Here is an 11,167-nt window from a genome sequence, read left to right on the forward strand (position 1 = left end):
ACCTCGCTCGTTCGTTGCACATCACACCAATTACTCGAAGGTTCGAGTAATTAGCCAGCGAGTTGACCAACGAATGGGTTCGCGAAAGTGAAGAACAGAGCGATACCAACACCGATCATGGTTACGGCGTCGAGCAGACCGGCAACGATGAACATTTTAACTTGCAGCATTGGAACCATTTCTGGCTGACGCGCTGCGCCTTCCAGGAACTTGCCGCCCAACAGGCCGAAACCAATTGCGGTACCCAGTGCGCCCAGGCCGATCAACAGTGCAACAGCGATAGCGGTTAGACCAACTACAGTTTCCATCTTTCCTCCCGACTTTTACGTCGTATGGTTTAGGTTTTTTAGATTTTAAAGCGGTAAAACAAATCGTTTCATAGCCCTGTTCGGGCACCCACCCGTTTGACCGGGTGGGACATCAGACTAGTCGAGACTGGTCTTAATGGTTCTCTTCGTGCGCCATCGACAGGTAAACGATGGTCAGCATCATGAAGATAAACGCCTGCAGGGTGATGATCAGGATGTGGAACACAGCCCACGCCCACTGCAGAACTACGCCCAGGCCGCTAAGCCAGAGCAGACCGCTGCCGAACATCACAGCGATCAGAATGAACACCAGCTCGCCGGCATACATGTTGCCGAACAATCGCAGAGCCAGGGAGATCGGCTTGGCGATCAGGGTCACGAATTCCAGCAGGAAGTTCACCGGAATCAGCAGCGCTTGCAGGAAAATATTCTTGCTGCCGAACGGGTGCAGGGTCAGTTCGCCGATGAAGCCGCCGATGCCCTTGACCTTGATGCTGTAGAAAATGATCAACGCGAACACCGACAGGGCCATGCCCAGGGTAGCGTTCGGGTCAGTAGTGGATACGGCACGGAACGGAATGTGCGCATCACCGGTGATCAGGATGGCCAGCTGAGGAATCCAGTCGACCGGGATCAGGTCGACGGCGTTCATCAGGAAGACCCAGACGAAGATGGTCAGTGCCAACGGTGCAATCACCGGGCTACGGCCATGGAAGCTGTCTTTCACGCTGCCATCGACGAATTCGACCAATACTTCAACGAAGTTCTGCAAAGCACCAGGCTGACCGGAAGTCGCCTTCTTCGCCGCCATGCGGAAAAGAAGAACGAAGATCAGACCCAACGCAACCGACCAGCCGAGGGTATCGACGTGGAAAGCCCAGAAGCCCATTTCTTTGGCTTCTGCTGCGGTGTGGGCAAAACCCCACCCGCCAGTTGGGTGCTGACCGAAGGTCAGGTTCTGCAAGTGGTGCTGGATATAGCCCGAAGCGGTTGTCTCTGCCATGGTTGCCTCAAACGCCCTAAGGTCTCGAAAGTCTTGTTCTCATCAGCAGGGGCGCGAACCAGCTGACCAGTTGGGTCAACACGAAGACGCCGAATACAGCTAGCGGCGCCAATGGCTTCACACCTGCGAACGTCAATGCAAAGAGCACTGCCGTCAAAATCAGTTTGCCCGCCTCACCGGCATAAAAAGACCGGACGATGGCTTGGGCTGCTCGGGCGCCGGAAAACCGAAATGCCCTGTGAGCGAAATAAACATTGGGCAGCAAGGCTATCAGGCCTCCGCAGAGTCCTGAGTACCCGGCAACGACTCCGTGCCATTGCCAGAGCGCCAAAGCGGCAATCAGCAAAACGACAAACTGAGCCATTAACACCGGAAAAACTGCCAGGCGATGGAACGGCAAGCGGTTTGGCGTGCGGCTTTCCATCACAATTACTCCCCAATGGTCGGCTGCCAGAATTCAATAACTTGGCATAATTTGTGCCGACAAAATGCGCGCAGAGTATAGGGGCGGTTCAGCCCCTATTCAACTGTCAGGTAGTGATTTCCGACTGCACGCTACATGAGGAAATGTTTCAACGAATGTGCGCGAGCACACCTTGAAGCTCATCGAGGGAGTTGTAACCAATAACCAACTGCCCTTTCCCCTTCTTTCCGTGGCGGATCTGCACCGCAGAGCCTAGGCGTTCAGCCAGGCGCTGCTCGAGTCGGGCGATATCAGGGTCCTGTTTAACCGGTTCAGCAGGCTCCTGTTTGCCACTCAACCACTGGCGAACCAGTGCCTCGGTTTGGCGCACAGTCAGCCCACGTGCGACAACATGTCGCGCCCCTTCAACCTGTTGATTCTCCGGCAAACCGAGCAAAGCACGGGCATGACCCATTTCCAGGTCGCCGTGCGACAGCATGGTCTTGATAACTTCCGGCAACGCGATCAAGCGTAGCAGGTTGGCCACGGTCACGCGGGATTTGCCCACGGCTTCGGCCACTTGTTGCTGAGTCAGCTGGAATTCCTGCTGCAAACGCTGCAAGGCCACGGCTTCTTCGATGGGATTGAGGTCTTCGCGCTGGATGTTCTCGATCAGCGCCATGGCGATCGCGGTTTCATCCGGCACATCGCGAACCATCGCCGGGATGGTTTCCTGGCCAGCCTGCTGGCTGGCGCGCCAGCGGCGTTCACCAGCGATGATTTCAAAACGACCGCTGCCAATCGGACGCACCACGATCGGCTGCATCACGCCCTGGGCCTTGATCGACTGCGCCAGTTCTTCCAGCGCCTGAGGATCCATGTCCCGACGCGGCTGGTACTTGCCGCGCTGGATCAGGTCCAGGGGCAGGTGCTGCAGCTCACGCTGATCGGCCTGGACCGCTTGTTCTTCCAGCGAGCTGACAGTCGGACCACTCAGCAGTGCATCCAGTCCACGTCCGAGACCTCGTTTCTTGACGGCCATGGGGATTCCTTAAGTTGCCTGAGCGGCGGCGGTGCGTGAGTTTTTGCGTTGACGACGAACAAGCTCGCCGGCCAACGCCAGATAGGCGATAGCGCCACGCGATGCTTTGTCGTAGGCCAGCGCCGGCATGCCATAGCTGGGTGCTTCGGCCAGACGGATGTTGCGCGGGATGACGGTGTCGTACAGCTGTTCGCCGAAGTGTTCCTTGAGCTGCGCCGACACGTCGTTCATCAGGCTCAGGCGCGGGTCATACATGGTCCGCAACAGGCCTTCGACTTTCAGATTCGGGTTGAGCAATTCAGCGATGCGCTTGATGTTATCCACAAGGTCGCTCAAGCCTTCGAGCGCGAAGTACTCGCACTGCATGGGGATAATCACCCCGTCAGCCGCGACCAACGCGTTCAGCGTCAGCATCGACAATGACGGCGGGCAGTCGATCAAAATGTAATCGTAATTTTCACGGATCGGCGCCAACGCACTGCGCAGGCGACTTTCCTTCATTTGCATTTCCAGCAGAACCACTTCGGCCGCGGTCAGGTCACGGTTGGCCGGCAACAGCTGGTATCCGCCGTGCTCGGAGTAGTGCATGGCCTGAGCCAGGTCGCACTCGCCGATCAGCAGGTCGTAGACCGAGTTTTCCAGCCCGTGTTTATCCACACCGCTACCCATGGTGGCGTTGCCCTGTGGATCGAGATCGATCAACAGCACCCTGCGCTTGGTAGCGACCAGGGAAGCTGCGAGGTTGATGCAGGTGGTGGTTTTACCCACACCACCTTTCTGGTTCGCTATCGCGAATACCTTAGCCATTCTTGCTTGTGTTCCCAATCATGCCGTGCGGCGCAGTATCAGCAGATGGCGTTGGCCTTGGCAACCAGGTACGGCCAGGGCGTGTTCGCTATCGAGGTGGAAGTCTGCCGGCAATGCTACCAGCTCATCAGCCGGATGAACGCCCTTCATTGCCAGCCAGCGTGTATCGGCATCGCCCAAGTGGCGAGTCCAGTTGCTGAAGTTTTCCATGCTGCTAAACGCCCGGGAGATGATCCCGTTGAATGGCTGGGCAGGCTGGAAAGCTTCGACACGACTGTGGATAACTTGCAGGTTATCCAGTTTGAGTTCGAGTTTGACCTGGGTCAGGAAGCGGGTTTTCTTGCCGTTGCTGTCCAGACAAGTCACTTGCGAGTCTGGAAACAGAATGGCCAACGGAATACCCGGCATGCCGCCGCCGCTGCCAACGTCCAGCCAGCGACCGTTCTCGACAAACGACATCACGCTCAAACTATCGAGCAGATGGCGGGAGACCATTTCGTCCGGATCGCGCACGGCGGTCAGGTTGTAAGCCTTGTTCCATTTAATCAACAGGGCCAGGTAGCCAAGCAGCTGCGCGTGCTGGGCTTCTGTCAGCGTGACACCGAGCTGGCGAGCACCTGTGGATAACTCTTCGGCATGTTGCGAGGTGACCAACGAACTCAAGCGCTTTGCTCCAACTGACGGCCCGCGCCGCGTTTTTTCAAATGAATCATCAACAGCGAAATCGCTGCCGGCGTCACACCCGGGATACGCGACGCCTGGCCCAAAGTCTCTGGACGGGTCGCACCGAGCTTGCTCTGGATCTCTTTGGAGAGACCGGAAATGTTTGTGTAATCGATATCCACAGGCAGTTTTGTATCTTCGCTGGCCCGCAGACGAGCGATTTCGTCCTGCTGGCGATCGATGTAGCCGGCGTACTTGGTCTTGATTTCAACCTGCTCGGCGACTTGTGGATCTTCCGCGCCCCCACCGGTCACGGCGATCAGACCAGCGTAGTCGATTTCCGGACGGCTCAGCAGGTTGAGCAAATTGTATTCGTGAGTCAGTGGCGTACCGAACTTCTCGGAAATCGCATCGCCCTGCTCAGTGCCCGGGCGGACCCAGGTACTTTTCAGGCGCTGTTCTTCGAGCTCGATGCTTTCGCGTTTCTTGCAGAAAGCCGCCCAACGCGCGTCATCCACCAGACCCAGTTCGCGACCTTTTTCGGTCAGGCGCAGGTCGGCGTTGTCTTCACGCAGGATCAGGCGGTATTCGGCACGGGACGTGAACATCCGGTACGGCTCTTGAGTACCGAGAGTAATCAGGTCGTCGACCAACACCCCGATGTACGCCTCGTCGCGACGCGGGCACCAGGCGTCTTTGCCCTGCGCACGCAGCGCCGCGTTGGCGCCGGCCAGCAAACCCTGGGCGCCGGCTTCTTCGTAACCGGTGGTGCCATTGATTTGCCCAGCGAAAAACAGACCGCCGATGACTTTGGTTTCGAGGCTGTATTTCAGGTCACGCGGGTCGAAGTAGTCGTACTCGATGGCGTAGCCGGGACGAACAATGTGCGCGTTTTCCATACCGCGAATCGATTGCACGATTTGCAATTGCACGTCGAACGGCAAGGATGTGGATATCCCGTTCGGGTACAGCTCGTGCGTCGTCAAACCTTCCGGCTCGATGAAGACCTGGTGGCTTTCCTTGTCGGCAAAGCGGTGGATCTTGTCTTCGATCGACGGGCAATACCGCGGGCCGATGCCTTCGATCAACCCTGCATCGGAATACATCGGCGAACGATCGAGGTTGGCGGCAATGATTTCATGGGTGCGGGCGTTGGTGTGGGTAATCCAGCAGCTCACCTGTTTCGGATGTTGCTCTTTGGAACCCATGAAGGACATCACCGGGATCGGTGTATCCCCTGCCTGCTCGGTCATCACTGAGAAATCCACAGAACGACCGTCGATACGCGGTGGCGTACCGGTTTTCAGGCGACCGACCCGCAATGGCAATTCACGTAAGCGATGAGCCAGGGCAATTGACGGCGGATCGCCGGCACGGCCACCCGAATAATTCTGCAAGCCGATGTGGATAAGTCCACCGAGGAACGTGCCAGTGGTCAACACCACGGAATCAGCGAAGAAACGCAGACCCATCTGGGTGACAACACCGCGCACTTGTTCCTGCTCGACGATCAGGTCATCAGCGGCTTGTTGAAATATCCACAGGTTCGGCTGGTTTTCCAATGCTTCACGGACAGCGGCCTTGTACAGAACCCGGTCTGCCTGAGCACGAGTGGCACGCACGGCCGGGCCTTTGCGGCTGTTCAATACGCGAAATTGAATACCACCTTTGTCAGTAGCCATGGCCATCGCGCCGCCGAGGGCATCGATTTCTTTCACCAGATGGCTTTTACCGATCCCACCGATGGCGGGGTTGCAACTCATGGCACCGAGGGTTTCCACGTTGTGCGTCAGCAACAGGGTTTTTGCACCCATACGTGCTGAGGCCAGTGCTGCCTCGGTACCGGCATGACCGCCGCCGATGACGATCACTTCAAAACGGGAAGGGAAATCCACCACGCACCTCGTGCCTGCTTCAGTTAGGTAATCAGGAATAGTTTGAGTTCAGGTTTCTGGACCTGGTCGGCAAGTATAGGGACTTCGACCTTCCTAAAGAACCCTTTGCACAAAATTTAACCAGCTGTGGAGAAGTCGGGGTTATAGAAATTAAAAAGAGAGAAATTTATTAAATCTTTGTTTTTATGTTTATTTCTACTGACCCACATTTCTGTGGATAGATCTCTACAAGCCTTTATATTCAATATGTACAGAGATTCAAAAACCTGTGGTCATGTGCCAAGGAGGCCCTTGGATAACCGGTTTAAGCCTGTGGATGAAAGGGGTGGTTATCCACAGTGGCGGTTATCTTCAGTTTTCAGGCCCTGTTATCAACTGCCCTTACGGGCACTTACTCACAGGTCTTAATCCACAGAAACGTGCTGATCGAGCGAATCCCGGACACGGAAAACCCGCTCAAGTAGAAAGAATCTGCTCGGCACTGGAGGAAATTTAAGACAAGGGATTGAACAGACAGGCGCGAACGGCCTGTCTGTGAATATCGGAAGGACTATTTACCGATGCAGAAGCTGGAAAAAATGCGTCCCAGCAGGTCATCGGAGCTGAACGCGCCGGTGATTTCACCCAAAGAGTGCTGAGCCTGGCGCAAATCTTCAGCCAGCAGTTCACCGGCGCCCGCCAATGTCAGCTGTGCTCGGCCGTGCTCAAGGGATGCGCTGGCGTGTCGCAATGCGTCAAGGTGACGCCTGCGTGCACTGAAGCTGCTTTCCGAGGTCTGCTCGTAGCCCATGCAGGCCTTGAGATGTTCGCGCAGCAGTTCCAGTCCCATGCCGGCGGATTTTGCACTGAGGCTGATGGTGACGTGGCCATCCTCACTGACCTCCAGCGCAATGGCTTCACCTGTCAGGTCAGCCTTGTTGCGAATCAGCGTAACTTTGGCTGGATCCGGGCGGGTTTCGAGGAACTCTGGCCATAACGCGAATGGATCAAGTGCCTCAGGAGCGGTCGCATCGACCACTAGCAACACCCGATCTGCCTCGCCGATGGCTTTCAACGCCCGCTCGACGCCAATTTTTTCCACTTGGTCATCGGTATCCCGCAGACCGGCGGTGTCGACCACGTGCAGCGGCATGCCATCGATGTGGATATGTTCGCGAAGAATATCCCGGGTGGTACCGGCAATCTCGGTTACGATCGCGGCTTCTCGACCGGCCAAGGCATTCAGCAGGCTAGACTTGCCGGCATTAGGTCGGCCGGCAATGACCACGGTCATCCCATCGCGAAGCAAGGCACCTTGCCCGGCTTCGCGAAGCACTGTGGATAATTCATCGCGCACTTTGTCGAGCATGGCCAGTACGTGTCCGTCGGCCAGGAAGTCGATTTCTTCTTCAGGGAAGTCGATCGCCGCTTCGACATAGATGCGCAGGCCAATCAATTGCTCGGTGAGGTTATGCACACGCTCAGAAAATGCGCCCTGCAAGGAGCGCAGGGCATTTCGTGCAGCCTGTGCAGAACTGGCCTCGATCAAGTCGGCGATGGCTTCCGCCTGGGCCAGGTCGAGCTTGTCGTTGAGGAAGGCGCGCTCACTGAATTCTCCTGGTCGAGCCAGACGACAGCCCAGTTCCAGGCAACGATTGAGCAGCATATCGAGAACGATCGGCCCACCGTGACCCTGCAGTTCAAGCACGTCTTCGCCGGTAAATGAGTTCGGTCCCGGAAAATACAGCGCGATTCCTTCGTCCAGCACCTCTTCGTTTTCATTGAGAAACGGGCCGTAGTGGGCAAATCGAGGTTTCAATTCCCGACCGCTGATTGCCTTGGCGGCAAGGCTCGCCAACGGCCCGGAAATACGGACGATGCCTACACCGCCGCGACCTTGGGCGGTGGCGACAGCTGCGATGGTTTCCCGAGGAACGCTCATAAATCGGTACCCAGACAAAAGTGACAGATAGCAAAACGCCCCACTAGGGGGCGTTTTGAGTGGTTATCCACAGTGTAAATCAGGCAGCTGCTTTGGTAGCCGCTTCGACTTTACGAGTGATGTACCACTGTTGGGCGATGGACAGGCAGTTGTTCACAACCCAGTACAGCACCAGACCAGCCGGGAACCACAGGAAGAAGAAGGTGAAGATGATTGGCATCAGCTTCATTACCTTCGCCTGCATCGGATCCGGAGGAGTCGGGTTCAACTGCTGCTGGATGAACATGGTTGCACCCATGATGATCGGCAGAATGAAGAATGGATCCTTGATCGACAGGTCAGTGATCCACAGCATGAACGGCGCTTGGCGCATTTCAACGCTTTCCAGCAGAACCCAGTACAGCGACAGGAAAACCGGCATCTGCACGAGGATTGGCAAGCAACCACCCAGCGGATTGATCTTTTCTTTCTTGTACAGCTCCATCATGGCTTGCGACATTTTCTGCCGGTCATCGCCATGTTGCTCTTTCAGCGCAGCCAGTTTCGGTGCCACTGCACGCATGCGCGCCATGGATTTGTAGCTGGCAGCCGACAGCGGGAAGAAAATCCCTTTGATCAGCATGGTCAGGAAGATGATCGACCAGCCCCAGTTACCGATCAGCGCGTGGATGTGTTGCAGCAGCCAGAAGATTGGCTGGGCAATGAACCACAGAATGCCGTAGTCGACAGTCAATTCCAGACCTGGGGACAACTCTTTCAGCACAGCCTGGCTTTTTGGACCGGCGTACAGAACAGCGCTGACTTCGGCTTTTGCACCTGGCGCAACGGTCACTGCCGGAGCGGTGTAGCCGATGATGTAGTTGCCTTTGCTGTCTTTACGGGTCTGGACGAGGTTGTTTTCGCCCTTCGCCGGAATCCACGCGGTCACGAAGTAGTGTTGCAACCAGGCAACCCAACCGCCGTTAACGGTTTCTTTCAGCTGAGCCTTGTCCATGTCCTTCATCGACACTTTCTTGTACGGCTCGTTACTTGTCCACAGGGCTGCGCCCAGGTAAGTCGCGGTGCCGGTGGCAGTGCTGGAAGAAGGATCGGAGCTGGCATCACGCTTCAGCTGGGCGAACATCGCACCCGACCAAGGCTTGGCGCTTTCGTTATCGATCAGGTAGGAAACGGTTACGTCATACAGGCCACGTTTCACGGTGAAACGCTTGATGTAGTTGACGCCGTCCTTGCTGAACTTGAGGTCCACGACCAATTGGTCTTGACCGTCAGCCAACTGGTAAATCTTCTTCTCCGAGGAGTAAACCGGGCGACCAGCTGGACTTGCGTCCGGACCGTCGGTGCCGATCAGACCGCTCTGGGCCAGATAAGTCCGCTCGTTGCCGTTATCGAACAACTGGAATGGAATTTCCGGATGGTCCTGGCGACGTGGATACAGCGGCAACGTCAGTTGCGCAACATCACCACCTTGTGGATCGATAGCCAGGTTGAGCACATCCGTTTTGATCTGGATGAGGTCTTTGCTTACAGCTACTGGAGTTTCAGCAGGTGCAGTTGCACTGGTATCACTTGCGGCGCGTGGAATGTCGTCACTGACAGAAGCATTATTGCCAGTCGCCGTGTCCGGTAGGCCCGGTGCGGTAGTACTGGAAGCAACATTCTGAGTCGGCAGGGCAGCCTGGCCATAGTCCTGGTTCCATTTAAGAACCATAACGTAGGACACGATTGCCAGGGCGACGATCAGGATCGTGCGTTTGATATCCATGATTACTCGGCCATCGAAGAAGAACGGGAGGTAGGGATAGGTGGAACCGGGTCATAACCACCGGGATTCCACGGATGACAGCGACCTAAACGACGAAAGGTCAGCCAGCCACCGCGCAGAAGGCCATGATTTTCTATGGCTTCATACGCGTAGCAGGAACAACTGGGGTAGAAACGACAGTGACTGGCCATCAGGGGACTAATGGCATAGCGATAAAACTGGATCGGAACGAGTGCCAGTTTACGCATCGGGACTGTCTACCCCTACAGTTTCGGTTTTGACTGCTGGTACCGGCTTGCTACGTGCCAGACGCTTCCAGAGCTTGCCGAAATGCTGAATCAATTCGGGGCTTTCTACGTCACCCAAACCTTTGCGCGCGACGATAACGATGTCCCAACCGACCAGTGAATCCTGGTTCAGGCGAAACGATTCGCGCATCAGACGTTTGAGGCGATTGCGCTCGACGGAGAGCTTTACGCTCTTTTTCCCGATAACCAGCCCGAGACGGGGGTGATCGAGATCGTTGTTGCGCGCAAGGAGCAGGAGATTTTTCCCCGGAACCTTGCCGGTAGGGGAGTCAAAGACTGCCTTGAAATGCCGGGGAGTAAGCAGACGCTTTTCCCGACTGAAGTCCTGACTCACCTCCAGTGCCGGATTATCAAACTGCCAGACGCGCACGACCTTTGGCGCGACGACGCGACAGGACGGCACGACCGTTCTTGGTAGCCATGCGAGCACGGAAACCGTGGGTACGAGCGCGTTTGATAGTGCTTGGTTGGAAAGTACGTTTCATTGTCGTGTTACCTGGTTCGTCCACAACGGGCCGGAATGGCCCCCGTTTTAAGAGACCGGGGATTCTAGAGAAAGCAAGCCTCTAGGTCAATTTCCAACCAGCGTTTCCTTATAAATAGATCTCCAGGCGTTTTCTCGTCCGCAGGTCCTTCGGTAGATATAGAAATAAAGAAGGAAGTTATTTAAAGCTTTTCTGTAAAGCTTATAAAAGCTAGGGAGGCGATCATCTGTGGATAACTACCTTTGGCCCTTCTATCCCGTGCTGTACAGAGAATGACAACTACGGTGGAAAACAGGGGGCAGCCTGTGCTGCGCTGTCGGATAAGCTGTGTGTGGAATGGCCAGTTATCCACAGGCAGGTTATCCACCGAGTTTCGCCCCCACTTGTCCAGTGCCCTCATGGGCGGTTATCCACAGAGCTTATGCACATACCATTGGTCGCCTTTTTGGCGGTTAACGCGTTGATAATTCATGGCCTGTGCGCAACCTGCATGTGGATAAGTGGGCGTCTGGCCGCTACAATGGCCGCTTGTTTTTGCCTCACCGGCTTTCAACTTAGGGGATATCC

Annotated in this window: 12 protein-coding genes; all 12 read right to left on the reverse strand. The window is 55.9% G+C overall.

From position 1 onward, the window contains the following. Nucleotides 1-50: 50 nt before the first annotated feature. Nucleotides 51-308: a F0F1 ATP synthase subunit C gene (atpE, locus tag ACA075_RS30445; RefSeq protein WP_002555987.1), complete on the reverse strand. Its 258-nt coding sequence runs from the start codon at nt 306-308 to the stop codon at nt 51-53. A gap of 133 nt (nt 309-441) precedes the next feature. Continuing rightward, nucleotides 442-1,311, reverse strand: a complete 870-nt coding sequence (atpB, locus tag ACA075_RS30450; protein WP_162437614.1) for a F0F1 ATP synthase subunit A — start codon at nt 1,309-1,311, stop codon at nt 442-444. A 16-nt stretch (nt 1,312-1,327) separates the two neighbouring features. Further along, nucleotides 1,328-1,735: a F0F1 ATP synthase subunit I gene (locus tag ACA075_RS30455; protein ID WP_010465473.1), complete on the reverse strand. Its 408-nt coding sequence runs from the start codon at nt 1,733-1,735 to the stop codon at nt 1,328-1,330. A 148-nt stretch (nt 1,736-1,883) separates the two neighbouring features. Then, complete coding sequence (locus ACA075_RS30460; RefSeq protein ID WP_077748853.1) at nt 1,884-2,756, reverse strand: ParB/RepB/Spo0J family partition protein; 873 nt, start codon at nt 2,754-2,756, stop codon at nt 1,884-1,886. Between the two features lie 9 nt (nt 2,757-2,765). After that, nucleotides 2,766-3,563, reverse strand: coding sequence for a ParA family protein (locus tag ACA075_RS30465; protein WP_090177596.1), 798 nt, complete (start codon nt 3,561-3,563; stop codon nt 2,766-2,768). 18 nt (nt 3,564-3,581) lie between these two features. Continuing rightward, nucleotides 3,582-4,226: a 16S rRNA (guanine(527)-N(7))-methyltransferase RsmG gene (rsmG, locus tag ACA075_RS30470; RefSeq protein WP_077748852.1), complete on the reverse strand. Its 645-nt coding sequence runs from the start codon at nt 4,224-4,226 to the stop codon at nt 3,582-3,584. After that, nucleotides 4,223-6,121: a tRNA uridine-5-carboxymethylaminomethyl(34) synthesis enzyme MnmG gene (mnmG, locus tag ACA075_RS30475; protein ID WP_497296768.1), complete on the reverse strand. Its 1,899-nt coding sequence runs from the start codon at nt 6,119-6,121 to the stop codon at nt 4,223-4,225. Before mnmG ends, rsmG begins: the two co-directional genes overlap by 4 nt. A gap of 550 nt (nt 6,122-6,671) precedes the next feature. Continuing rightward, nucleotides 6,672-8,042 (reverse strand): tRNA uridine-5-carboxymethylaminomethyl(34) synthesis GTPase MnmE, encoded by a 1,371-nt coding sequence (gene mnmE, locus ACA075_RS30480; protein WP_497296769.1) that lies wholly within the window; start codon nt 8,040-8,042, stop codon nt 6,672-6,674. Nucleotides 8,043-8,121: 79 nt separating this feature from the next. Continuing rightward, nucleotides 8,122-9,807: a membrane protein insertase YidC gene (gene yidC, locus ACA075_RS30485; protein WP_497296770.1), complete on the reverse strand. Its 1,686-nt coding sequence runs from the start codon at nt 9,805-9,807 to the stop codon at nt 8,122-8,124. A gap of 2 nt (nt 9,808-9,809) precedes the next feature. Next, on the reverse strand, nt 9,810-10,055 hold the full coding sequence (gene yidD, locus ACA075_RS30490; RefSeq protein WP_010465488.1) for a membrane protein insertion efficiency factor YidD: 246 nt from the start codon (nt 10,053-10,055) through the stop codon (nt 9,810-9,812). After that, nucleotides 10,048-10,449, reverse strand: coding sequence for a ribonuclease P protein component (gene rnpA, locus ACA075_RS30495; protein ID WP_462030024.1), 402 nt, complete (start codon nt 10,447-10,449; stop codon nt 10,048-10,050). The genes yidD and rnpA overlap by 8 nt, the downstream gene beginning before the upstream one ends. A gap of 16 nt (nt 10,450-10,465) precedes the next feature. Continuing rightward, nucleotides 10,466-10,600 (reverse strand): 50S ribosomal protein L34, encoded by a 135-nt coding sequence (gene rpmH, locus ACA075_RS30500; RefSeq protein WP_003213577.1) that lies wholly within the window; start codon nt 10,598-10,600, stop codon nt 10,466-10,468. Nucleotides 10,601-11,167 lie beyond the last annotated feature (567 nt).

Source organism: Pseudomonas sp. LBUM1663, assembly GCF_059695905.1.